Annotated in this window: 30 protein-coding genes; 1 reads left to right on the forward strand and 29 read right to left on the reverse strand. The window is 68.8% G+C overall.

The genetic code is table 11. The features are described from left to right. Positions 1-95: 95 nt before the first annotated feature. Positions 96-1,952, reverse strand: coding sequence for a glutamine--fructose-6-phosphate transaminase (isomerizing) (glmS, locus tag RMN57_RS16690; RefSeq protein WP_313764174.1), 1,857 nt, complete (start codon positions 1,950-1,952; stop codon positions 96-98). Between the two features lie 99 nt (positions 1,953-2,051). Here glmS and coaA point away from each other — a divergent pair, with 99 nt between their 5' ends. Further along, entirely contained in the window at positions 2,052-3,047 is a 996-nt protein-coding gene (coaA, locus tag RMN57_RS16695) for a type I pantothenate kinase (RefSeq protein WP_313764175.1), read from the forward strand. Between the two features lie 65 nt (positions 3,048-3,112). Here coaA and glmM read toward each other — a convergent pair whose 3' ends face one another. The 28 genes from glmM to rplP form a co-directional block, all read right to left on the reverse strand. Further along, positions 3,113-4,477: a phosphoglucosamine mutase gene (gene glmM, locus RMN57_RS16700; RefSeq protein WP_313764176.1), complete on the reverse strand. Its 1,365-nt coding sequence runs from the start codon at positions 4,475-4,477 to the stop codon at positions 3,113-3,115. A gap of 176 nt (positions 4,478-4,653) precedes the next feature. Beyond that, positions 4,654-5,154, reverse strand: coding sequence for a 30S ribosomal protein S9 (rpsI, locus tag RMN57_RS16705; RefSeq protein ID WP_313764177.1), 501 nt, complete (start codon positions 5,152-5,154; stop codon positions 4,654-4,656). Positions 5,155-5,200: 46 nt separating this feature from the next. Next, positions 5,201-5,644 (reverse strand): 50S ribosomal protein L13, encoded by a 444-nt coding sequence (rplM, locus tag RMN57_RS16710; RefSeq protein WP_313764178.1) that lies wholly within the window; start codon positions 5,642-5,644, stop codon positions 5,201-5,203. Positions 5,645-5,925: 281 nt separating this feature from the next. Then, complete coding sequence (locus RMN57_RS16715; protein ID WP_313764179.1) at positions 5,926-7,584, reverse strand: ATP-binding cassette domain-containing protein; 1,659 nt, start codon at positions 7,582-7,584, stop codon at positions 5,926-5,928. Between the two features lie 41 nt (positions 7,585-7,625). Beyond that, positions 7,626-8,543, reverse strand: coding sequence for a tRNA pseudouridine(38-40) synthase TruA (truA, locus tag RMN57_RS16720; RefSeq protein WP_313764180.1), 918 nt, complete (start codon positions 8,541-8,543; stop codon positions 7,626-7,628). Positions 8,544-8,624: 81 nt separating this feature from the next. Further along, positions 8,625-9,119: a 50S ribosomal protein L17 gene (gene rplQ, locus RMN57_RS16725; protein WP_313764181.1), complete on the reverse strand. Its 495-nt coding sequence runs from the start codon at positions 9,117-9,119 to the stop codon at positions 8,625-8,627. Between the two features lie 127 nt (positions 9,120-9,246). Beyond that, positions 9,247-10,269 (reverse strand): DNA-directed RNA polymerase subunit alpha, encoded by a 1,023-nt coding sequence (locus RMN57_RS16730; RefSeq protein WP_030055844.1) that lies wholly within the window; start codon positions 10,267-10,269, stop codon positions 9,247-9,249. A gap of 149 nt (positions 10,270-10,418) precedes the next feature. Continuing rightward, a complete protein-coding gene (gene rpsK / locus RMN57_RS16735) occupies positions 10,419-10,826 on the reverse strand; it encodes a 30S ribosomal protein S11 (RefSeq protein WP_014136257.1) in 408 nt (135 codons plus the stop codon). A 72-nt stretch (positions 10,827-10,898) separates the two neighbouring features. Next, positions 10,899-11,279: a 30S ribosomal protein S13 gene (gene rpsM, locus RMN57_RS16740; protein ID WP_313764182.1), complete on the reverse strand. Its 381-nt coding sequence runs from the start codon at positions 11,277-11,279 to the stop codon at positions 10,899-10,901. Positions 11,280-11,455: 176 nt separating this feature from the next. Further along, complete coding sequence (gene rpmJ, locus RMN57_RS16745; protein WP_003956441.1) at positions 11,456-11,569, reverse strand: 50S ribosomal protein L36; 114 nt, start codon at positions 11,567-11,569, stop codon at positions 11,456-11,458. Between the two features lie 54 nt (positions 11,570-11,623). Then, positions 11,624-11,845 (reverse strand): translation initiation factor IF-1, encoded by a 222-nt coding sequence (gene infA, locus RMN57_RS16750; protein WP_003956442.1) that lies wholly within the window; start codon positions 11,843-11,845, stop codon positions 11,624-11,626. A gap of 172 nt (positions 11,846-12,017) precedes the next feature. Continuing rightward, positions 12,018-12,443 carry a large conductance mechanosensitive channel protein MscL gene (gene mscL / locus RMN57_RS16755; RefSeq protein ID WP_313764183.1) on the reverse strand — a complete coding sequence of 142 codons (426 nt, stop codon included), beginning with the start codon at positions 12,441-12,443 and terminating at the stop codon, positions 12,018-12,020. A 178-nt stretch (positions 12,444-12,621) separates the two neighbouring features. Further along, the gene (map, locus tag RMN57_RS16760) at positions 12,622-13,461 is read right to left on the reverse strand and encodes a type I methionyl aminopeptidase (RefSeq protein ID WP_313764184.1); all 840 of its coding nucleotides are present in this window, start codon (positions 13,459-13,461) and stop codon (positions 12,622-12,624) included. Positions 13,462-13,590: 129 nt separating this feature from the next. Then, complete coding sequence (locus RMN57_RS16765) at positions 13,591-14,244, reverse strand: adenylate kinase (protein ID WP_313764185.1); 654 nt, start codon at positions 14,242-14,244, stop codon at positions 13,591-13,593. Further along, a complete protein-coding gene (gene secY, locus RMN57_RS16770) occupies positions 14,244-15,554 on the reverse strand; it encodes a preprotein translocase subunit SecY (RefSeq protein WP_238862985.1) in 1,311 nt (436 codons plus the stop codon). Before secY ends, RMN57_RS16765 begins: the two co-directional genes overlap by 1 nt. Positions 15,555-15,983: 429 nt before the next feature. Then, the gene (gene rplO / locus RMN57_RS16775; RefSeq protein ID WP_380234346.1) at positions 15,984-16,436 is read right to left on the reverse strand and encodes a 50S ribosomal protein L15; all 453 of its coding nucleotides are present in this window, start codon (positions 16,434-16,436) and stop codon (positions 15,984-15,986) included. 2 nt (positions 16,437-16,438) lie between these two features. Then, positions 16,439-16,621: a 50S ribosomal protein L30 gene (gene rpmD, locus RMN57_RS16780; protein WP_030055835.1), complete on the reverse strand. Its 183-nt coding sequence runs from the start codon at positions 16,619-16,621 to the stop codon at positions 16,439-16,441. Then, positions 16,621-17,244, reverse strand: a complete 624-nt coding sequence (rpsE, locus tag RMN57_RS16785) for a 30S ribosomal protein S5 (RefSeq protein ID WP_030055834.1) — start codon at positions 17,242-17,244, stop codon at positions 16,621-16,623. The genes rpmD and rpsE overlap by 1 nt, the downstream gene beginning before the upstream one ends. A 48-nt stretch (positions 17,245-17,292) precedes the next feature. Continuing rightward, entirely contained in the window at positions 17,293-17,676 is a 384-nt protein-coding gene (gene rplR / locus RMN57_RS16790) for a 50S ribosomal protein L18 (protein WP_030280785.1), read from the reverse strand. Positions 17,677-17,679: 3 nt separating this feature from the next. Next, positions 17,680-18,219 (reverse strand): 50S ribosomal protein L6, encoded by a 540-nt coding sequence (gene rplF, locus RMN57_RS16795; RefSeq protein ID WP_313764186.1) that lies wholly within the window; start codon positions 18,217-18,219, stop codon positions 17,680-17,682. A gap of 22 nt (positions 18,220-18,241) precedes the next feature. After that, entirely contained in the window at positions 18,242-18,649 is a 408-nt protein-coding gene (gene rpsH, locus RMN57_RS16800; protein WP_238862988.1) for a 30S ribosomal protein S8, read from the reverse strand. 259 nt (positions 18,650-18,908) lie between these two features. Then, the gene (locus RMN57_RS16805; protein ID WP_030393303.1) at positions 18,909-19,094 is read right to left on the reverse strand and encodes a type Z 30S ribosomal protein S14; all 186 of its coding nucleotides are present in this window, start codon (positions 19,092-19,094) and stop codon (positions 18,909-18,911) included. A gap of 4 nt (positions 19,095-19,098) precedes the next feature. Beyond that, positions 19,099-19,668, reverse strand: a complete 570-nt coding sequence (rplE, locus tag RMN57_RS16810) for a 50S ribosomal protein L5 (protein ID WP_030300393.1) — start codon at positions 19,666-19,668, stop codon at positions 19,099-19,101. Further along, the gene (rplX, locus tag RMN57_RS16815; protein WP_148644962.1) at positions 19,668-19,979 is read right to left on the reverse strand and encodes a 50S ribosomal protein L24; all 312 of its coding nucleotides are present in this window, start codon (positions 19,977-19,979) and stop codon (positions 19,668-19,670) included. Before rplX ends, rplE begins: the two co-directional genes overlap by 1 nt. A gap of 15 nt (positions 19,980-19,994) precedes the next feature. After that, positions 19,995-20,366 (reverse strand): 50S ribosomal protein L14, encoded by a 372-nt coding sequence (gene rplN, locus RMN57_RS16820; RefSeq protein WP_030232481.1) that lies wholly within the window; start codon positions 20,364-20,366, stop codon positions 19,995-19,997. A gap of 102 nt (positions 20,367-20,468) precedes the next feature. Further along, a complete protein-coding gene (gene rpsQ / locus RMN57_RS16825) occupies positions 20,469-20,741 on the reverse strand; it encodes a 30S ribosomal protein S17 (protein ID WP_110670527.1) in 273 nt (90 codons plus the stop codon). Next, entirely contained in the window at positions 20,741-20,965 is a 225-nt protein-coding gene (rpmC, locus tag RMN57_RS16830) for a 50S ribosomal protein L29 (RefSeq protein WP_209414070.1), read from the reverse strand. Before rpmC ends, rpsQ begins: the two co-directional genes overlap by 1 nt. Further along, a complete protein-coding gene (gene rplP / locus RMN57_RS16835; RefSeq protein WP_030232476.1) occupies positions 20,965-21,384 on the reverse strand; it encodes a 50S ribosomal protein L16 in 420 nt (139 codons plus the stop codon). The genes rpmC and rplP overlap by 1 nt, the downstream gene beginning before the upstream one ends. Positions 21,385-21,389: the final 5 nt, after the last annotated feature.

Raw genomic sequence — 21,389 nt, forward strand, 5'->3', positions numbered from 1 at the left:
CCCGCCGGCGGCCGCGCCACCCGCCCCCGGACAGCACGGTGCCCCCGCGGTAGGACGCAGCCACCGCGGGGGCACCGGGAAACGGCCGGGGTCGGCTACTCGACGGTGACCGACTTCGCCAGGTTGCGCGGCTGGTCGACCTCGTGGCCCTTGGCCGTGGCCAGCTCGCAGGCGAAGACCTGCAGCGGCACGGTGGAGACCAGCGGCTGCAGCAGGGTCGGCGTCGCCGGGATGCGGATCAGGTGGTCCGCGTACGGGACGACCGCCTCGTCGCCCTCCTCCGCGATGACGATCGTGCGGGCGCCACGGGCCCGGATCTCCTGGATGTTGGAGACGATCTTGTCGTGCAGGATCGACCGCCCGCGCGGCGAGGGCACGACCACCACGACCGGCAGCCCCTCCTCGATCAGCGCGATCGGCCCGTGCTTCAGCTCGCCCGCCGCGAAGCCCTCGGCGTGCATGTACGCCAGCTCCTTCAGCTTGAGCGCGCCCTCCAGCGCCACCGGGAAGCCGACGTGGCGGCCCAGGAACAGCACCGAGCGGGCGTCCGCCAGGGAGCGGGCCAGCTCGCGCACCGGCTCCATGGTCTCCAGCACCTGCTCGACCTGCTTCGGCGCGTCGCCGAGCTCGCGGATGATGGTGAAGATCTCGTCGCCCCACTTGGTGCCGCGCACCTGGCCCAGGTACAGCGCGACCAGGTAGCAGGCCACCAGCTGGGTCAGGAACGCCTTGGTCGAGGCGACGGCCACCTCGGGGCCGGCGTGCGTGTACAGCACGGCGTCCGACTCGCGCGGGATGGTGGAGCCGTTGGTGTTGCAGATCGCCAGCACCTTGGCGCCCTGCTCGCGCGCGTGGCGCAGCGCCATCAGGGTGTCCATGGTCTCGCCGGACTGCGAGATCGCGATGACCAGCGTGCCCGGGCCCATGATCGGGTCGCGGTAGCGGAACTCGGAGGCCACCTCGACCTCGCAGGGGATGCGGGTCCAGTGCTCGATCGCGTACTTGGCGATCATGCCCGCGTGGAAGGCGGTGCCGCAGGCGACGATGACGACCTTGTCGACCGAGCGCAGGTCGGCGTCGGAGATCCGCAGCTCGTCCAGGGTCAGCCGGCCGTCGGTGCCGATCCGGCCGAGGAGGGTGTCGGCGACGGCCTTCGGCTGCTCGGCGATCTCCTTGAGCATGAAGTAGTCGTAGCCGCCCTTCTCGGCGGCCGAGGCGTCCCAGTCGACGTGGTACTCGCGCACGTCGGCGGGGGTGCCGTCGAAGTTGGTCACCGTCACGCCGTCCCGGCGCAGCTCGACGACCTGGTCCTGGCCCAGCTCGATCGCCTCGCGGGTGTGGGCGATGAACGCGGCCACGTCCGAGGCGAGGAAGTTCTCGCCCTCGCCGCGCCCGACGACCAGCGGCGAGTTGCGGCGGGCGCCGACCACCACGTCCGGGGCGTCGGCGTGCACCGCGACCAGGGTGAAGGCGCCGTCCAGCCGGCGGCAGACCGTCCGCATGGCCTCGGCCAGGTCGCCCTCGTACACCTCGCCCAGCAGGTGCGCGACGACCTCGGTGTCGGTCTCGGAGCGCAGCGTGTGGCCGCGCTCGGCCAGCTCCGCCCGCAGCTGGGCGAAGTTCTCGATGATGCCGTTGTGGACCACCGCGACCCGGGCGGCGTCGTCCAGGTGGGGGTGGGCGTTCGCGTCGGTCGGACCGCCGTGGGTGGCCCAGCGGGTGTGGCCGATGCCGGTGGTGCCGCCGGGAAGAGGGGTCTCGGCGAGCGACTTCTCCAGGTTGGCGAGCTTTCCGGCCCGCTTGTCGGTGGCCAGGCTCCACTGCCCGTCGGAGCCCTGCACCTGCACAGCGACACCGGCCGAGTCGTAGCCCCGGTACTCGAGGCGCTGCAGGCCGGCGATTACTACATCAAGGGCGGGCTGCGCGCCCACGTATCCAACAATTCCGCACATGCGTGCCAGCATAAGGGCGCTCAGGATGCCCGTTTCTCACCGTTCGCCCACAGCGCGTGACCGACACCACAGCCACCGTGAACGCCGCTACGGCCCACAATGGAGCATGTGCTGACCGAACTCTGTACGCGGGGCGCCGCCACGCCCGGCCCGTCGCCGTCGCCCTACGTGGACCTCAGCCGGGCCGAGTGGAGCGCGCTGCGCGAGCGTACGCCGCTGCCGCTCACCGCGGAGGAGGTGGAACGGCTGCGCGGCCTGGGCACCGCCCTCGACCTGGACGAGGTCCGCGACGTCTACCTGCCGCTGTCCCGGCTGCTCAACCTCTACATCCACGCCACGCACGATCTGCGCGGCGCGCTGGGCACCTTCCTGGACACCCCGGACACCGAGCGCACCCGCACGCCGTTCATCATCGGCGTGGCAGGCTCGGTCGCCGTCGGCAAGTCCACCACCGCCCGCCTGCTGCAGGCGCTGCTCGCCCGCTGGCCGGAGCACCCCCGGGTCGAACTGGTCACCACCGACGGGTTCCTGCTGCCCAACGCAGAGCTGCGCCGGCGCGGCCTGATGGCCCGCAAGGGCTTCCCGGAGTCCTACGACCGGCGCGCGCTGATGCGCTTCGTCGCCGACGTGAAGGCCGGGAAGGAGAAGGTGACCGCCCCGGTCTACTCCCACCTGGTCTACGACATCGTGCCGGACGAGAAGCTCACCGTGGAGCGCCCGGACATCCTGATCGTCGAGGGCCTGAACGTGCTCCAGCCGGCCCTGCCGGGCACCGACGGCCGGACCCGCCTCGCGGTCGCCGACTACTTCGACTTCTCGATCTACGTCGACGCCCGCACCGACGACATCGAGAACTGGTACCTGGACCGGTTCCGCAAGCTGCGGCAGACCGCCTTCCAGGACCCGAACTCCTACTTCCGCCGCTTCACCGAGGTGCCGGAGGAGGAGGCGATGGAGTACGGCCGCCAGGTCTGGCGCACCATCAACAAGCCCAACCTGCTGGAGAACGTGCTGCCCACCCGCGGCCGCGCCACGCTGATCCTGCAGAAGGGCCAGGACCACAAGGTCCGTCGCGCGCTGCTGCGCAAACTCTGACGCCGCGGGCCCCCGCCGTTGCCCACGGCGGGGGCCCGCTGACGACTCGTCCGGGTGAGCCGCTGTCAGCCCAGGTGGGTCCGGACCGCCTCGGCCAGCCGGTCCGCGACGGCCTTCGCCTGGACCTCGTCGGCGGCCTCGACCATCACCCGGACCAGCGGCTCGGTGCCGGAGGGGCGCAGCAGCACCCGGCCGGTGGCGCCCAGCTCGGCCTCCGCCGCGGCGACCGCGGCGGCCAGCCCGGTGCTGGTCCCCACCCGGCTCTTGTCGACGCCCTTGACGTTGATCAGCACCTGCGGCAGCCGGGTCATCACGGCGGCGAGGTCGGCCAGCGGCTGCTTGGTGGCGGCCAGCCGCGCGCCCAGCATCAGGCCGGTGAGGGTGCCGTCGCCGGTGGTGGCGTGGTCCAGCAGGATCACGTGGCCGGACTGCTCGCCGCCCAGCGCGAAGCCGTGCTCCTTCATCGCCTCCAGCACGTAGCGGTCGCCGACCGCGGTCTCCACCAGGTCGATGCCCTCGCGCTCCATGGCCAGCTTGAAGCCCAGGTTGGACATCACGGTGGCGACGGCGGTGTTGCGCCGCAGGGTGCCGGCCTCCTTCATCGCGACGGCCAGGATCGCGATGATCTGGTCGCCGTCGACCTCGTTGCCGTCCGCGTCGGCGGCCAGGCAGCGGTCGGCGTCGCCGTCGAGCGCGACGCCGAGGTCGGCCCGGTACTCCTTCATCGCGGTGCGCAGCCGGTCGAGGTGGGTGGAGCCGACGCCGTCGTTGATGTTGAGGCCGGTGGGCTCCGCCCCCAGGGTGTGGACGACCTCGGCGCCGGCCCGGGCGAAGGCCTCGGGGGCGACGTAGGCGGCCGCGCCGTGCGCACCGTCGATGACCACCCGGATGCCGTCCAGGCGGTTGGGGAGCACGCCGATCAGGTGGGCGACGTACTTGTCGAAGCCCTCGGTGTACTCGCGGACCCGGCCGACGGCGGCGCCGGTCGGGCGCTTCCACTCGTCGCTGCCGACGGAGTACGTCCGGTAGTGCGCCTCGATGGCGTCCTCGATCCGGTCGTCCAGCTTGTGGCCGCCGCGGGCGAGGAACTTGATGCCGTTGTCCGGCATGGCGTTGTGGCTGGCGGAGAGCATCACGCCGAAGTCGGCGCCGAGGGCGCCGGTGAGGTAGGCCACCGCCGGGGTGGGCAGCACGCCGACCCGCAGTACGTCCACGCCCGCGCTGGCCAGGCCCGCGATGACCGCGGCCTCCAGGAACTCGCCCGAGGCCCGGGGGTCACGGCCGACGACCGCGACCGGCCGGTGGCCGTCGAAGGCCCCCGCCTCGCCGAGCACGTGCGCCGCCGCGACCGACAGCCCGAGCGCCAGCTCGGCCGTCAGCCCCACGTTGGCCACACCGCGTACGCCGTCCGTACCGAAGAGTCGTCCCACTGTCCCGTCCTCCATCGCCGCTGCTGGCAGTCGTCCAGCATCAAATCCGATCGAATCCCCGGCCTCCGCACAATGGCCGGGGAGCACGACGCCCCGGAGTACACGGGGTACTCCGGGGCGTGAGAGCGCAACCGGGGGTGTGCACCACCAGGGCGGTACACACCCCTCGGGCGCGATTAGCGCTTGCTGTACTGCGGCGCCTTGCGGGCCTTCTTCAGACCGGCCTTCTTGCGCTCGACGGCGCGGGAGTCACGGGTCAGGAAGCCGGCCTTCTTGAGGGCGCCGCGGTTGTTGTCCACGTCGGCCTCGTTCAGGGCACGGGCGACGCCGAGGCGCAGCGCGTAGGCCTGGCCGGACACGCCGCCACCCGAGATGCGGGCGACGACGTCGTAGCGACCGTCGAGCTCCAGCAGCTTGAAGGGCTCGTTGACGGTCTGCTGGTGCACCTTGTTGGGGAAGTAGCCCTCCAGGGTGCGACCGTTGATCTTCCACTGCCCGGTGCCGGGGACGATGCGCACGCGGGCGATCGCCTCCTTGCGGCGGCCGAGGCCGGCGCCCGGGGTGGCCTCGCCGAAGCGGCCGGCCAGCGACTCGGAGGTGTAGCTCTCCTCGGAGGTGTACTCGCCCTCGACGTTCTCGTCGAAGTCGACCTCAAGGGTTTCAGTGGTCTCGGCCACGGTGTTCCTCAGCTCTTTTCAGTGATGGGGGGCTTGGTGGCCGGAATTACTGCGCGACCTGGGTGATCTCGAACGGCACCGGCTGCTGGGCAGCGTGCGGGTGCTGGTCGCCCGAGTAGACCTTCAGCTTGGAGAGCATCTGGCGGCCCAGGCTGTTCTTGGGGACCATGCCCTTGATGGCCTTCTCGACGGCCTTCTCCGGGTTCTTGTCCAGGAGGTCGTCGTAGCGGACCGAGCGGAGACCGCCCGGGAAGCCGCTGTGGCGGTAGGCCATCTTCTGGGTCTTCTTGTTACCCGACAGGTGCACCTTGTCCGCGTTGATGATGATGACGAAGTCACCAGTGTCAACGTGCGGCGCGTAGATCGCCTTGTGCTTGCCTCGGAGGAGGTTGGCGGCCTGGGAGGCCAGACGGCCGAGCACGACGTCGGTCGCGTCGATGACGTGCCACTGACGCTGGACGTCGCCGGGCTTGGGGCTGTACGTACGCACGGTCGTAGCCTTCGCTTTTCAGTGAGTGAGTCCTGACAGGAGCACCTGGTCGAGGGCATCAGCCTGGCCGCCTTGGACGCAATTCAAGGGGGGCCGCTGGGTCGTCGACCTGGTATCTCCGGCGTACCGACCTCTCACGTGAGATAGAGCGAGCCAATACGCACAACAAGCACCCAGATTACCGGGCGCGCCGGGGTGGGTCAAAATCCCCGGTGCCGACCCGCCCGGCGACCGCCGCGGCCAGGGCCAACGGCGGCGCCGGGAGCGGGAGTCCGGCCCCGTCAGCGCTCGCGCTCCACGCGGGTGACGTCCCAGACCGGCTCGGGCGACTCGTAGACCCGGCCGTCCGCGCCGAAGACCAGGAAGCGGTCGAAGGTCTTGGCGAACCAGCGGTCGTGCGTGACGCAGAGCACCGTGCCGTCGAAGGCCTCCAGGCCGGCCTGCAGCGCCTCGGCGCTCTCCAGGTCCAGGTTGTCGGTCGGCTCGTCCAGCAACAGGGCCGTCACCCCGGAGAGTTCGAGCTTGAGGATCATGAGCCGCGCCTGCTGCCCGCCGGACAGCGACTCGAACTTCTGCTCCTCCTGGCGGTCCAGCTCGTACCGGCGCAGCACGCCCATCGCGGCGCCGCGGCTGAGCGCGTGCTCCTCCTCGACGATCGAGCGGACCGTCCGGCCGAACAGCTCCGGGTGGGCGTGGGTCTGCCGGAAGTGGCCGGGTACCACCCGGGCGCCGAGCTTCCAGCTACCGGTGTGCGCGACCGTCTCGTCGCCGGCGAGCAGCCGCAGGAAGTGCGACTTGCCGGAGCCGTTGGAGCCCAGCACGGCGACCCGCTCGCCGTAGAAGACCTCCAGGTCGAAGGGCTTCATCAGGCCGGTGAGCTCCAGCTGCTCCATGGTGAAGGCGCGCACGCCGGTCCGGCCGCCCTTGAGCCGCATGGTGATGGTCTGCTCGCGCGGGGGCTCCTCCGGCCGGCCGGCCTCCTCGAACTTCTTCAGCCTGGTCTGGGCGGCCGCGTACCGGGTGGCGAGCGCGTGGCTGACCGAGGCGGCCTGGCGGAGCGTGACGACCAGCTTCTTGAGCTTGGCGTGCTCCTCGTCCCAGCGCCGGCCGAGCTCCTCGAAGCGGGCGAAGCGGTCCTTGCGGGCGTCGTGGAAGGAGTCGAAACCGCCGCCGTGGACCCAGACGCTGGAACCGGCCGCGCCGGCCTCGACGCTGATGATCTTCTCGGCGGTCCGGGAGAGCAGCTCGCGGTCGTGCGAGATGTACAGCACGGTCTTCGAGGTGGACCGGATCGCCTCCTCCAGCCAGCGCTTGCCCGGCACGTCGAGGTAGTTGTCCGGCTCGTCCAGCAGCAGCACCTCTTCGGGGCCGCGCAGCAGCGCCTCCAGCACGAGCCGCTTCTGCTCACCGCCGGACAGGGTGTTCAGCCCGCGCCACTGCGCCTTCTCGAAGGGCATCCCGAGGGCCGCCATGGTGCAGACGTCCCAGTCGGTCTCGTAGTCGTAGCCGCCGACGTCGGCCCAGTCGGAGAGCGCCTGGGCGTAGGCCATCTGCGTCTTCTCGTCGTCCTGGGCGATCATCGCCAGCTCGGCGGCGTCGACCGCGCGGGCCGCGACGGCGATCCGCTCGGGGGCGACCGAGACCAGCAGGTCGCGGACGGAGGCGTCGGCGGGCAGCGCGCCCGGCGTCTCCTTCTGGTCCTCGCGGCCGGTGGTGCCGACGAACTGGCGCATCACGCCGAGCCCGCCGCTGATCGTCACCGAGCCGCCGTGCGGCTGGAGGTCGCCCGCGATCATGCGCAGCAGCGTGGTCTTGCCGGCGCCGTTGGCGCCCACCAGGGCGACCGCGGCGCCCTCGCCGACCCGGAAGGACGCGTCGTCGAACAGCACCCGCCCGTCCGGCAGGTAGTACTCCAGGTGCGAAATCTCGACGTGTCCCATGCGGACGATTGTCCCCATCGTCCGCCCAGGACCAAAACGGATTACCCGGCGGCCGGCGCCGGCCGCTCCGGCAGCGTGCGGATCCGGCGGGCGAGCCGGCTGCGTTCGGCGAGCTGGTCGTCCGCCGGGTAGCCGACCTCCTCCAGCGTCAGCCCGTACGGCCGGATCACGTTGACCGCGGAGTTGCGCACCCCGCCGGCCAGCACCTCGCCGGGGAACTCCACCGGCCGGTGCCCGTCGCCGACCAGCAGCATCGCGCCGACCAGGGCGCGGACCATGTTGTGGCAGAAGGCGTCGGCGCGGACGGTGGCGACCGCCAGCGAGCCCTCCTGCGCGGCGTAGGCGTCCACCGGGACGCGGTCCCAGTGCAGCTCCAGCAGGGTGCGGATGGTCGTCGCGCCCTCGCGCTTCTTGCAGTACGCGGCGAAGTCGTGCTCGCCGACGAGCAGCGCGGCCGCGGCGTTCATCCGGTCGAGGTCCAGCGGCCGGTCGTGCCAGAGCACGTGACCGCGCAGCAGCGGGTCCACGCCGCCGGGGTGGTCGGCGACCCGGTAGGCGTAGCGGCGCCAGATCGCGGAGAACCGGGCGTCGAAACCGGCCGGCGCCTCGCCGAGCCGGTAGATCCGGACGTCCCCGGGCAGCCGCCCGGCCAGCCGGCGCAGCAGCTTCTCCCGGTGCTCGGCCCAGAGTTCGGCCGGCAGGTCCACATGCGCGACCTGGCCGCGGGCGTGCACCCCGGCGTCGGTGCGGCCGGCCACGGTGAGCGGGAAGAGCTCGGAGCTGCGGGTGACGATCTGCAGCGCGGTCTCGATCTCCTCCTGCACCGTCCGGCGGCCGCCGCGCTGGCGGGCCCAGCCGGAGAACTCGGCGCCGTGGTAGGCGAGGTCCAGCCGGACGCGGACGTACCCGTCCGCCGGGCCGTCCTTCACCGGCGGCTGCTCGGCGCAATCGTTGACCACTGCTCTCCACTCCCTGGACATGAGGAACGGGCCCGCTCCCCCACGGATGGGGAAGCGGGCCCGCGACAACACCTAGCGGTGTCAGGCCTGCTCGGCGGCCTCGGTCTCGGCGGCCGCGGGGGCCTCCTCGACCTTGGTCTCCTCAGCCTTGGCGTCGGCCTCCTTGACGGCACGCTTGGTGGCGGCCTCGGCCTCGCCGACGGCGGTCTGCGCGACGGTCAGCGCCTCGACCAGCTCGATCACGGCCATCGGGGCGTTGTCGCCACGACGGGGACCGATCTTGGTGATGCGGGTGTAGCCACCCGGGCGGTTCTCGTAGCGCGGCGCGATCTCGGTGAAGAGAGTGTGCAGCACGGCGATGTCGGTGATCGTCTTGCGAACCAGGCGACGGTTGTGGATGTCGCCCTTCTTCGCCTTGGTGATCAGCTTCTCCGCCAGCGGGCGCATCCGACGGGCCTTCGCCTCGGTCGTGGTGATGCGGCCGTACTGGAACAGCTCCCGACACAGACCGGCGAGCAGCAGCGGCTCGTGGTGCGGGCCACCGCCCAGACGGGCACCCTTGGTGGGACGCGGCATGGAATTACTCCTCGAATCTCCGACTGCGGCCGTACCAGGTACCGCAGCGGGCGTACGGGCACTGTGCCCGCACGACTTTCACGACGACGGGGGCGGTTCCGGGGAACCGCCCCCGCGGTCAAGTCTCTCAGTACTGCTCGGTCTCCGCGTAACCCGCGTCGTCCAGGTCGTCGGCGCCGAAGGCGTCGGCGGCGGCGGTCGGGTCGAACCCGGGCGGGCTGTCCTTGAGGGCCAGGCCCATGCCGGCCAGCTTCGCCTTGACCTCGTCGATCGACTTCGCACCGAAGTTGCGGATGTCGAGCAGGTCGGCCTCGGAGCGGGCGACGAGCTCACCCACGGTGTGGATGCCCTCGCGCTTGAGGCAGTTGTAGGACCGAACGGTGAGCTCCAGCTCCTCGATCGGCAGCGCCAGGTCGGCGGCCAGGGCGGCGTCCGTCGGGGACGGGCCCATGTCGATGCCCTCGGCGTCGATGTTCAGCTCGCGGGCGAGACCGAACAGCTCCACCAGGGTCTTGCCGGCCGAGGCCATGGCGTCGCGCGGACGCATGGCGGGCTTGGTCTCGACGTCGACGATCAGCTTGTCGAAGTCGGTCCGCTGCTCGACACGGGTGGCCTCGACCTTGTAGGTGACCTTCAGCACGGGGCTGTAGATCGAGTCGACCGGGATGCGGCCGATCTCCTGGCCGGAAGCCTTGTTCTGCACGGCGGAGACGTAGCCGCGACCGCGCTCGACGGTCAGCTCCATCTCCAGCTTGCCCTTGCCGTTCAGCGTGGCGAGGACGAGCTCGGGGTTGTGCACCTCGACACCGGCCGGCGGCGCGATGTCGGCGGCGGTGACCACACCCGGGCCCTGCTTGCGCAGGTACATCACGACCGGCTCGTCGTGCTCCGAGGAGACGACCAGCTGCTTGATGTTGAGGATGAGGTCGGTCACGTCCTCCTTGACGCCCGGCACGGTGGTGAACTCGTGCAGGACACCGTCGATGCGGATGCTGGTGACAGCGGCACCCGGGATCGAGGAGAGCAGCGTGCGGCGCAGGGAGTTGCCGAGGGTGTAGCCGAAGCCCGGCTCCAGCGGCTCGATCACGAACCGCGAGCGGAACTCGTCGACGACCTCTTCGGTCAGCGAGGGACGCTGAGCGATGAGCATGTTTCGATCCTCCAGTCTTCGACGCCCACTATTTGACGCCGAACGAATGGCCTTGAGGCGGTGGCCTCACGCCAAGCGTACGGGGTCCCGTAGAGAACGGGACCCCGTACGAGGTTTACAGCACTACCGGTGTGCCCGAAGGCACCGCGTCAGACGCGGCGGCGCTTCGGCGGACGGCAGCCGTTGTGCGGGGTGGGGGTGACGTCCTGGATCGAGCCGACCTCCAGGCCGGTGGCCTGGAGCGAACGGATCGCGGTCTCGCGGCCGGAGCCCGGACCCTTCACGAAGACGTCAACCTTGCGCATGCCGTGCTCCTGCGCGCGACGGGCAGCGGCCTCGGCGGCCATCTGCGCGGCGAACGGGGTGGACTTGCGCGAGCCCTTGAAGCCGACGTGGCCGGCGGAGGCCCAGGAGATCACGTTGCCCGACGGGTCGGTGATCGAAACGATGGTGTTGTTGAACGTGCTCTTGATGTGCGCGTGGCCGTGAGCGACGTTCTTCTTTTCCTTGCGGCGGATCTTCTTCGCGCCGGCAGCCTGACGACCCTTGGGGGGCATAAGTCTGTTCTCCTACTGAGGTGGTCGGTCCGCTGACCCGCGGGCCGGAGGGATGTCCGGTTACGGGACGGACTACTTCTTGCCCGGCTTCTTCTTACCGGCGATCGCGCGACGCGGGCCCTTGCGGGTACGCGCGTTGGTGTGGGTGCGCTGGCCGCGGACCGGCAGGCCGCGGCGGTGACGCAGACCCTCGTAGCAGCCGATCTCGACCTTGCGGCGGATGTCGGCGGCCACCTCGCGGCGGAGGTCACCCTCGACCGTGAAGTTGGCGTCGATGTACTGGCTCAGCTTGACGAGGTCGTCCTCGGAGATGTCGCGAACGCGGACATCCGGGTTGACGCCGGTCTCGGCCAGGGTCTGCTGGGCGCGGGTACGGCCGATGCCGTACACGTAGGTGAGGGCGATCTCGATCCGCTTCTCACGGGGGAGATCAACGCCGGCGAGGCGTGCCATTCAAGGCTCCTGTGGTTCTTCAGAGGTCTTGCGTGCTACCTACTCCGACACCTCACGGTGAGGGAGCCCCGGCCTCTGACCGGGGGCGGCAGTCCGCCCTGCGAGAGGGGGATCGGGCAGCCCGCTTATGACGTTTTCGCGTCGCGCGAAGTACTACGAGAAATGCTGGGGAGAGATCAGCCCTGGCGCTGCTTGTGGCGCAGGTTGTCGCAGATCACCATGACCCGGCCGTGACGGCGGATCACCTTGCACTTGTCGCAGATCTTCTTGACGCTCGGCTTGACCTTCATGTCTCAGGTTCTCCGGGTCTAGATCTGACGCCACCGCCGTCAGGCGGTGGTTCTTTACTTGTAGCGGTAGACGATCCGGCCGCGCGTGAGGTCGTAGGGGCTGAGCTCCACCACGACCCGGTCGTCCGGCAGGATGCGGATGTAGTGCATGCGCATCTTGCCACTGATGTGCGCGAGGACCTTGTGACCGTTCTGCAGCTCGACCTTGAACATCGCGTTCGGAAGAGACTCGATCACGGTGCCCTCGATCTCAATGGCGCCTTGCTTCTTAGCCATGAACTGCGAGATCCACCTTCCGGGACCGGCTACCGTATGCGGAACGCTCGTGCGAACCTGGGTCCACCCCGCCCCCCGGAGGGGAAGAGGGCGTGCTGAAGCACGCTACGAGTGAGCCGACGGTCCATCCTACGCCAGTGCACGGGATGGACCAAAACCGGGGGCACCCGAATCAGCGCTGCGCCGCCACGGTCAGCGGTTCGACGTGGGCGGTGCAGGCCGAGCAGCGGCGGGCCGCCTCCGGGATGTCCGTCAGGCACTCGGGGCAGGGGCGCTTCGGGGTCTTCGGCTTCTTCGGCATGTACCGGGCGGTGGCCTTGGTGACCGGCAGCACGATGCAGAAGTACAGCACCGCGGCGGTCATGAAGAAGGCGATCAGCACGTTCAGGAACTGCCCGTACGGGAACGTGACGCCGGCCACGGTGGCCTTGTACGAGCTGAAGTCGCCGGCCGCGCCGACCACCACGCCGACCAGCGGGGTGAGGAAGGCGGAGACGAAGCCGGTCACCACCCCGGTGAAGGCGGCACCGATCACCACACCGACCGCCATGTCGACGACGTTGCCGCGCATCATGAAGTCGCGGAATCCCTTGAGCACTGCTCTCTCCTGCTCGCTCGAAGCCAGTCCAACGGCAACAGCCACTGCCAGCCGATAAAAGTAGGACAAAAGCCCTGGAGGTCCAAACCTCCAGGGCTCCGGTCCGTTCTCAGCGGCGCTCGGCCGCGCCGGCGGTCAGGCCGGGGCGCCGGCCATCGGGCCGGCGGCGGGACCGCGGTCAGACCAGCGGGTCCGGGGCCGCGGTGACGCCCAGCTTCGCGAGCTCGGCCTTGCCGCCGTCGAAGGCGGTCAGCACCAGCGGGCCCTGCTCCGTGACCGCGACCGAGTGCTCCCAGTGCGAGGCCCAGGTGCCGTCGTTGGTGACGACGGTCCACTCGTCCTCCAGCACCGTGGTGTGCGGGGTGCCGAGCGAGACCATCGGCTCGATCGCCAGCACGGTGCCGGGGACCAGCTTGGGGCCCTTGCCGCGGCCGCGCTCGACGTAGTTCAGCACGTGCGGCTCCATGTGCATCGCGGTGCCGATGCCGTGGCCGCCGTAGCCCTCGGTGATCCCCCACTTGCCCTTGGGCGGCAGCGGCTGGCGCCGGATGAAGCCCTCGATCGCCTTGGAGACGTCGACCAGGCGGTTGCTCTTCTTCATCTGGGCGATGCCGGCCCACATCGAGCCCTCGGTGACCCGGCTCAGCATCTCGACCTCGGGGCGGACCTCGCCGACCGCGACGGTGATCGCCGCGTCGCCGTGCCAGCCGTCCAGGATGGCGCCGCAGTCGATCGAGATGACGTCGCCCTCCTGCAGCACCCGCTCGCCGGGGATGCCGTGGACGACCTCGTTGTTCACCGAGGCGCAGATCACGCCCGGGAACCAGAGGCCGCCGTGGTGGGCGCGGAAGTTCGAGGTGGCGCCGTGCTCGGTGATGACCTTGTCCGCGACGTCGTTGAGCTCCTGGGTGGTCACCCCCGGAGCGACCGCCTCGCGGCAGGCCTTCAGCGCCTCGGCGACGACCAGCCCGGCCGCTCGCATCTTCGCGATCTGCTCGGGGGTCTTGATCTCCACCATCTGGTAACGCCTTCCTTGGGTTCCCGCCCGGTCCTTGCCGGGCGGCCGTGCACTCGTTCCACCGTACGACGCCGTACGGCCGCGCCGCCCCGGAGCGGGCGTGCGCGGCCGTACGAACGTCGATATGACTCAGCTGTCCTGCTTCAGCGCCTCGATCGCGCGCTGGGTGACCTCGTCCACCTTGCCGAGGGCCGGGATGACCTCCACCAGGCCCTGCTGACGGTAGTAGTCGATGATCGGCTCGGTCTCCGTGTGGTAGACCTCCAGGCGCGTGCGCACCTTCTCCTCGGTGTCGTCCGAGCGCTGGTACAGCTCGCCGCCGCACTCGTCGCAGACGCCCTCGGCCTTCGACGGGTTGTAGTCGACGTGGAAGACGTGACCACCGTCGTTGCGGCAGAGGCGACGGCCGGCGATGCGCTTGACGACCTCCTCCTCGGGGACCTCCAGGTCCAGCACGCCGTCGAGCTTGATGCCCTGCTCGGCGAGGAACTCGTCCAGCGCCTTGGCCTGGCCGAGGTTGCGCGGGAAGCCGTCGAGCAGGAAGCCGTTGGCGGCGTCCGCCTGGAGCATGCGGTCCTTGGCCATCCCGATGGTGACCTCGTCCGGCACCAGGCGACCCGCGTCCATGTAGCTCTTGGCCTCGAGCCCCAGCGGGGTGCCCTGACCGATGTTGGCGCGGAACAGGTCACCGGTGGAGATGTGGGGGATGGACAGGGTCTTGGCGAGCAGGTGCGCCTGAGTACCCTTCCCGGCCCCGGGAGGCCCGACGAGGACGATACGCATCAGCGGAGGAACCCTTCGTAATTGCGCTGCTGGAGCTGGCTCTCGATCTGCTTCACAGTTTCGAGTCCGACGCCGACGACGATGAGCACGCTGGTGCCGCCGAACGGGAAGTTGGTCTGCTGTCCGAAGGCGACCAGGGCGATCATCGGGATCAACGCGATCAGGCCCAGGTAGAGCGAACCCGGCCACGTGATTCGGGTGAGCACGTAGTTCAGGTACTCGGCCGTCGGCCGGCCGGCCCGGATACCCGGGATGAACCCACCATACTTCTTCATATTGTCGGCAACTTCTTCGGGGTTGAAGGAGATCGCGACGTAGAAGAAGGCGAAGAAGACGATCAGCAGGAAGTAGGTGGCCATGTAGATCGGGTGGTCACCCTTGACGAAGTTCGTCCGGATCCACACCGCCCAGCCGGCCTGGCTGTTGGTCAGCTGCACCACCAGGGCGGGGATGTACAGCAGCGACGAGGCGAAGATGACCGGGATGACACCCGCCTGGTTCACCTTGAGCGGGATGTAGGTCGAGGTGCCGCCGAACGCGCGCCGGCCGATCATCCGCTTCGCGTACTGGACCGGGATCCGGCGCTGGGCCTGTTCCACGAAGATGACCAGCATCACAACGATGATGCCGACCGCGACCACGGAGAGGAACTCGACCCAGCCGTCGCCGATGGTGCCGGACTGCTTGATCGCCCACATCGAGGACGGGAACTGCGCCGCGATCGAGGTGAAGATCAGCAGCGACATGCCGTTGCCGATGCCGCGGTCGGTGATCAGCTCGCCGAGCCACATGATCACGGTGGTGCCGGCGGTCATGGTGAGCACCATGACGGCGATCCGGAACACGCCGGTGTCCGGCACGATCTGGTTCGCGTACGGGCAGCCCGAGAACAGCGCGCCGCTGGAGGCCGTCGCGACGATGCCGGTGCCCTGGAGCACGGCGAGCGCGATGGTCAGGTAGCGGGTGTACTGGGTGATCTTGGCGGTCCCGGCCTGACCCTCCTTCTTCAGCGCCTCGAGTCGCGGGATCACGACGGTGAGGAGCTGGAGGATGATGCTGGCCGTGATGTACGGCATGATGCCGAGCGCGAAAATCGTCAGCTGGAGGAGCGCGCCACCGCTGAACAGGTTGACGAGCCCGAACAGGCCGCTGTTCTTGGTCTCCTTCACACAGGCGTTGACGGCCTGGAAATCCACCCCGGGTACCGGGATGTGCGATCCCAGCCGGAACAGCACCATGATGCCCAGCGTGAACAGCAGCTTCTTGCGCAGGTCGGGCGTCTGGAACGCCCGCGCGAACGCACTGAGCACGGTGCCTCCTGCGCCTCCCGCGCGTCGTCGGCGGGAGGGTCGGTCCTGAATTGGGGAGTTTGCGGTTCGGGCCCCCGTACAGACGGCACAGGCGAGCCTACGCGCAGCCTACAAGGGAACTCCACGGACTCTAACAGTGCGCGGCCACTCGAAAGAAGCGCGTACGGCCCCTCCCCCACTCACGGGGTACGGGATGCCCGGGTTTGCCACACAAAAGAACGAGGGCCCCGGCCGCCCGGGAACGCGGCCCGGCCGGCGCGCCGCCGCGGCCGGGGAATGGCGCGGGAAGGAACGCGAAGGGACGCGGGAACGCGCCGCGGCGAGGCGCGGACGGTTGGCGTGCGGAACACGACCCGCCCGGGCCCGGAAAGGCGCGAGCCCCGCACCGCCCGGAAAGGGCGGTGCGGGGCTCGCGGAAGGTCAGCGGGCTCAGACGAGCTCGGTGACGGTACCGCCGGCGGCGGTGATCTTCTCGGCGGCGGAGCCGGAGACGGCGTCGACCGTCACCTGCAGCGCAACCGAGATCTCGCCGGTGCCGAGCACCTTGACGAGGGAGTTCTTGCGAACCGCGCCCTTGGCGACCAGGTCCTCGACCGTGACCTCGCCACCCTGCGGGTAGAGCTCGGCCAGCTTGTCGAGGTTGACGACCTGGAACGTGATCTTGAACGGGTTCTTGAAGCCCTTCAGCTTCGGCAGACGCATGTGGAGCGGCATCTGGCCACCCTCGAAGCGCTGCGGAACCTGGTAGCGGGCCTTGGTGCCCTTGGTACCACGACCGGCGGTCTTACCCTTGGAGCCTTCACCACGACCCACACGGATCTTCTCGGTCTTGGCACCCGGGGCGGGCCGCAGGTTGTGGATCTTGATCGGGTTGTCGCCCATGATCAGTCCACCTCCTCAACCGTCACGAGGTGACGGACCGTGTGGGCCATCCCGCGGATCTCGGGACGGTCCTCCTTCACCACGACGTCGTGCATGCGCTTGAGACCAAGCGAACGCAGGGTGTCACGGTGGTTCTGCTTGCTGCCGATGTACGACTTGGTCTGCGTGATCTTCAGGCGAGCCATCAGGCGCTCACCCCTGCAGCACGCGCCCGCAGCAGAGCGGCGGGGGCCACGTCCTCCAGCGGCAGGCCACGACGGGCGGCGATCTCCTCGGGGCGCACGAGGCCCTTCAGAGCAGCCACGGTGGCGTGCACGATGTTGATCGCGTTGTCCGAGCCGAGCGACTTCGACAGGATGTCGTGGATGCCGGCGCACTCCAGGACGGCGCGCACCGGGCCACCGGCGATAACACCGGTACCGGGGGCGGCCGGCTTCAGCAGCACGACGCCGGCGGCCTTCTCGCCCTGAATGGGGTGCGGGATGGTGCCCTGGATACGGGGGACCTTGAAGAAGTTCTTCTTGGCCTCCTCAACACCCTTGGCGATGGCGGCCGGAACCTCCTTCGCCTTCCCGTAACCGACACCCACGGTGCCGTCACCGTCGCCCACCACGACCAGCGCGGTGAAGCTGAAACGACGACCACCCTTGACAACCTTGGCGACACGGTTGATCGCAACGACGCGCTCGACGTAAGCGGTCTTCTCGACGGCGGGGGCGTTACCCCGGTCGTCACGCTTACGGTCGCGCCGCTCGCCACCGCCGGTGCCGCCGCCGGCGCCGCTACCGCGGCGCTGGGGTCCAGCCATTGGAATTACCTCTCTCGATTACGTCCGTCGACTGAGCCGACGAGCGGCTTAGAAGTCGAGCCCGGCCTCACGGGCAGCATCGGCCAGAGCGGCGATGCGGCCGGCGTACCGGTTGCCCGCGCGGTCGAAGACGACCGACTCGATGCCGGCGGCCTTGGCGCGCTCGGCGACCAGGCTCCCGACCTTCTTGGCCAGCTCGGTCTTGTCGCCCTCGGCGCCCTTGATGGACACGTCGAGGGTGGACGCCGACGCCAGGGTGTGACCCTTGGCGTCGTCGATGACCTGGGCGACCATGTGACGGTTCGAGCGCGTCACGACGAGGCGCGGACGCACCTCGGTGCCGACGACGCGCTTGCGAACGCGGATCGCGCGGCGCTTGCGAGCGGCGCTCTTGTAGGCGTTGCCCTTGCCGATCTTGACAGAGACGCTCATCGCTTACTTACCACTCTTTCCGACCTTGCGGCGGATGACCTCGCCCGCGTACTTGACGCCCTTGGCCTTGTACGGGTCGGGCTTGCGCAGCTTGCGGATCTTCGCGGCGACCTCGCCGACCTTCTGCTTGTCGATGCCGTCCACGTGGAACTTGGTGGGCGACTCGACCACGAAGGAGATGCCCTCCGGGGCCTCGACCAGGATCGGGTGGCTGTAGCCGAGCTGGAACTCCATGGAGGAGCCCTTCGCAGCGACTCGGTAACCAACACCGCTGATCTCCAGCGACTTGCGGTAGCCCGCGGTCACGCCGGTGATCATGTTCGCCACCAGCGTGCGGGTCAGGCCGTGCAGGGCCTTCGACTGACGCTCGTCGTTGGGGCGGGTGACAGCCAGAGTGCCGTCCTCGCCCTTGCCGATCTCGATCGGCGCGGCGACAACGTGGGTGAGGGAGCCCTTGGGGCCCTTCACCGAGACCGCCTGGCCATCGATGGTGACGTCCACGCCGGCGGGAACCGGGATGGGCAGCCGTCCAATGCGCGACATTGCTGTACCTCCGTTTCCCGAATTACCAGACGTAGGCGAGAACTTCTCCGCCTACGCCCTTCTTGGCAGCCTGCTTGTCCGTGAGGAGACCCGAGGACGTGGAGATGATCGCCACGCCCAGGCCGCCGAGGACCTTCGGCAGGTTGGTGGACTTTGCGTAGACCCGCAGGCCCGGCTTGCTGATCCGCTTGATGCCAGCGATCGAGCGCTCACGGTTGGGGCCGAACTTGAGCTCGATGGTCAGCTTCTTGCCGACCTCGCCCTCAGCGGGCTCCTCAACCTTGTAGGAGGAGATGTACCCCTCCTGCTGCAGGATCTCGGCGACGTGCGCCTTGATCTTGCTGGCCGGCATCGCCACGGAGTCGTGGTACGCCGAGTTAGCGTTACGCAGACGCGTGAGCATGTCTGCGATGGGGTCGGTCATGGTCATGATGGCCTCAGGCCTCTCTCGCCGTGGTTTCTCCGCACAAGGTCCCCCGCACTCCGGTGGAGTACGGGGCACAGGCGCAGGGGACCTACGACGTAGTAAGACTGGGTGCGAGCCCTCCGAAGAGGATCACCTGCCGCCATGGGACGGCCGTGACAGGGGGCCCGACCCCACTACCTTACGGGATTCCGTACGGGAGCCCAAAAACGGGCGATGTGGGGTCGGGCACCTCTGCTTCGCTAGCTGACTAGAACTGCCTGGACTACCAGGAGCTCTTGGTCACGCCCGGCAGCTCGCCGCGGTGCGCCATCTCACGGAGGCAGACACGGCAGAGGCCGAACTTGCGGTACACCGAGTGCGGACGACCGCAGCGCTGGCACCGGGTGTAGGCCCGGACGCCGAACTTCGGCTTCCGCTCGGCCTTCGCGATGAGGGACTTCTTCGCCATTGGCTCACGCCTCCTTGAACGGGAAGCCCAGGGCGCGCAGGAGCGCCCGGCCCTCGTCGTCGGTCTGAGCGGTGGTCACGACGGTGATGTCCATACCGCGCTGACGGTCGACCTTGTCCTGGTCGATCTCGTGGAACATAACCTGCTCGGTCAGACCGAAGGTGTAGTTGCCACGGCCGTCGAACTGCTTCGGGGAGAGGCCACGGAAGTCACGGATACGCGGCAGGGCCAGCGACACCAGACGGTCCAGGAACTCCCACATGCGGTCACCACGGAGGGTGACGTGGGTGCCGATCGGCTGGCCCTCGCGCAGCTTGAACTGCGCGATGGACTTGCGAGCCTTGGTCACGGCCGGCTTCTGACCGGTGATCGCGGTCAGGTCGCGGATCGCGCCCTCGATCAGCTTGCTGTCACGGGCGGCCTCGCCGACACCCATGTTGACGACGACCTTGACCAGGCCGGGCGTCAGCATGACGTTCTCGTACGAGAACTGCTCCTGCAGCTGACCCTTGATCTCGGAGTTGTAACGCTCCTTGAGACGGGGGGTCACCTTCTCAACAGACGTCTCAGACATCAGATGTCCTCACCGGTTCGCTTGGCAACGCGGATCTTGTTGCCCTCGTCGTCGAAGCGGTAGCCAACGCGGGTGACGACCTTCTTGCCGTCCTTCTCCACGACCAGCTGGACGTTGGAGACGTGCACCGGGGCCTCGACGGTGACAATGCCACCCTGGGTGCCCGGGCCCGGCTTGGTGTGCTTCTTGACCCGGTTGACACCCTCGACCAGGACCTTGTTCTCGGCGGGGAGGGCCTGGATGACCTTGCCCTGCTTGCCGCGGTCCTTGCCGGTGATGACCTGGACCAGGTCACCCTTCTTGATCTTCATGCTGTTCGCCATGAGTTAGAGCACCTCCGGCGCAAGCGAGATGATCTTCATGAACTTCTTGTCGCGCAGCTCACGGCCGACCGGGCCGAAGATGCGGGTGCCGCGAGGGTCACCCTCGGTGTTCTTCAGAACGACCGCGGCGTTCTCGTCGAAGCGGATGTACGAGCCATCCGGACGACGACGCTCCTTGACGGTGCGGACGACGACGCACTTGACGACGTCACCCTTCTTCACCGAACCACCGGGGATCGCGTCCTTGACGGTCGCGACGATGACGTCCCCGATACCGGCGTAGCGGCGACCGGAGCCACCGAGAACACGGATGCAAAGGATCTCCTTGGCACCAGTGTTGTCGGCGACCCGCAGTCGCGACTCCTGCTGGATCACAGCTTTCTCCTGATCGTCAACGAGAGTCGACGGGCCGGCCGCTGCTCACACCGGCGTCCACGGGGGACCCGGTGCACATACGGCCGTACCTCATCGGCTTCGTTACTTGGCCTTCTCGAGGATCTCGACGACGCGCCAGCGCTTCGTCGCGGACAGCGGGCGGGTCTCCGCGAGGAGGACCCGGTCACCGATGCCGCACGCGTTCTGCTCGTCGTGCGCCTTCAGCTTGTTCGTACGGCGGATGACCTTGCCGTACAGAGCGTGCTTGACGCGGTCCTCGACGGCGACGACGACGGTCTTGTCCATCTTGTCGCTGACGACGAGACCCTCACGGGTCTTGCGGAAACCGCGCGTCTCGTTGGTGTTCTCAGTCATCAGGCGTTCTCCACCGTCTCGATGCCCAGCTCGCGCTCGCGCATCAGGGTGTAGATCCGCGCGATGTCCTTACGAACGAGCTTCAGCCGTCCGTGGTTGTCGAGCTGCCCGGTCGCCGCCTGGAAGCGGAGGTTGAACAGCTCCTCCTTGGCCTCACGCAGCTTGGCAACGAGAGCCTCGTTGTCCAGCTGGCGGAGGTCAGCAGCCTTGGTAGCGGCCGACATCAGCTCTCACCGTCCTCGCGCCGGACGATCCGGCACTTCATCGGAAGCTTGTGAGCAGCGCGGGTGAGCGCCTCACGAGCAACCTTCTCGTTCGGGTACGACAGCTCGAACATGACCCGACCCGGGTGCACGTTCGCGATCCACCACTCCGGCGAACCCTTACCGGAACCCATGCGGGTCTCGGCCGGCTTCTTGGTGAGCGGGCGGTCCGGGTAGATGTTGATCCAGACCTTGCCGCCACGGCGGATGTGACGGGTGATCGCGATACGAGCGGACTCGATCTGACGGTTCGTCACGTAGGCCGGGGTCACGGCCTGGATGCCGAACTGGCCGAACGCCAGCTCGGTGCCACCCTTGGCAGCGCCGCGGCGCTTCGGGTGGTGCTGCTTGCGGTGCTTGACCCGACGGGGGATCAGCATTGGGG

This window comes from Kitasatospora sp. CM 4170, from assembly GCF_032110285.1.
Taxonomy (GTDB): domain Bacteria; phylum Actinomycetota; class Actinomycetes; order Streptomycetales; family Streptomycetaceae; genus Kitasatospora; species Kitasatospora aburaviensis.

Coding starts and splice junctions, on each gene's coding strand:
- rpmJ (WP_003956441.1), bottom strand. CDS start 11,569: ATGAAGGTCAAGCCGAGCGTCAAGAAGATCTGCGACAAGTGCAAGGTG.
- rplQ (WP_313764181.1), bottom strand. CDS start 9,119: ATGCCGCGTCCCACCAAGGGTGCCCGTCTGGGCGGTGGCCCGCACCAC.
- rpsQ (WP_110670527.1), bottom strand. CDS start 20,741: ATGACTGAGAACACCAACGAGACGCGCGGTTTCCGCAAGACCCGTGAG.
- RMN57_RS16765 (WP_313764185.1), bottom strand. CDS start 14,244: ATGCGTATCGTCCTCGTCGGGCCTCCCGGGGCCGGGAAGGGTACTCAG.
- map (WP_313764184.1), bottom strand. CDS start 13,461: ATGGTGGAGATCAAGACCCCCGAGCAGATCGCGAAGATGCGAGCGGCC.
- rplF (WP_313764186.1), bottom strand. CDS start 18,219: ATGTCGCGCATTGGACGGCTGCCCATCCCGGTTCCCGCCGGCGTGGAC.
- infA (WP_003956442.1), bottom strand. CDS start 11,845: ATGGCTAAGAAGCAAGGCGCCATTGAGATCGAGGGCACCGTGATCGAG.
- rplP (WP_030232476.1), bottom strand. CDS start 21,384: ATGCTGATCCCCCGTCGGGTCAAGCACCGCAAGCAGCACCACCCGAAG.
- glmS (WP_313764174.1), bottom strand. CDS start 1,952: ATGTGCGGAATTGTTGGATACGTGGGCGCGCAGCCCGCCCTTGATGTA.
- rpmC (WP_209414070.1), bottom strand. CDS start 20,965: ATGTCGGCCGCTACCAAGGCTGCTGACCTCCGCCAGCTGGACAACGAG.
- rplR (WP_030280785.1), bottom strand. CDS start 17,676: ATGAGCGTCTCTGTCAAGATCGGCAAGGGCAACGCCTACAAGAGCGCC.
- rpsM (WP_313764182.1), bottom strand. CDS start 11,279: ATGGCACGCCTCGCCGGCGTTGATCTCCCCCGTGAGAAGCGGATCGAG.
- rpmD (WP_030055835.1), bottom strand. CDS start 16,621: ATGGCTCGCCTGAAGATCACGCAGACCAAGTCGTACATCGGCAGCAAG.
- rplE (WP_030300393.1), bottom strand. CDS start 19,668: ATGTCTGAGACGTCTGTTGAGAAGGTGACCCCCCGTCTCAAGGAGCGT.
- rpsE (WP_030055834.1), bottom strand. CDS start 17,244: ATGGCTGGACCCCAGCGCCGCGGTAGCGGCGCCGGCGGCGGCACCGGC.
- rpsH (WP_238862988.1), bottom strand. CDS start 18,649: ATGACCATGACCGACCCCATCGCAGACATGCTCACGCGTCTGCGTAAC.
- rpsK (WP_014136257.1), bottom strand. CDS start 10,826: ATGCCCCCCAAGGGTCGTCAGGCTGCCGGCGCGAAGAAGATCCGCCGC.
- rplX (WP_148644962.1), bottom strand. CDS start 19,979: ATGAAGATCAAGAAGGGTGACCTGGTCCAGGTCATCACCGGCAAGGAC.
- RMN57_RS16715 (WP_313764179.1), bottom strand. CDS start 7,584: ATGGGACACGTCGAGATTTCGCACCTGGAGTACTACCTGCCGGACGGG.
- rplO (WP_380234346.1), bottom strand. CDS start 16,436: ATGGGCGACAACCCGATCAAGATCCACAACCTGCGGCCCGCCCCGGGT.
- RMN57_RS16730 (WP_030055844.1), bottom strand. CDS start 10,269: ATGCTCATCGCTCAGCGTCCCTCGCTGACCGAAGAGGTCGTCGACGAG.
- RMN57_RS16805 (WP_030393303.1), bottom strand. CDS start 19,094: ATGGCGAAGAAGTCCCTCATCGCGAAGGCCGAGCGGAAGCCGAAGTTC.
- coaA (WP_313764175.1), top strand. CDS start 2,052: ATGGAGCATGTGCTGACCGAACTCTGTACGCGGGGCGCCGCCACGCCC.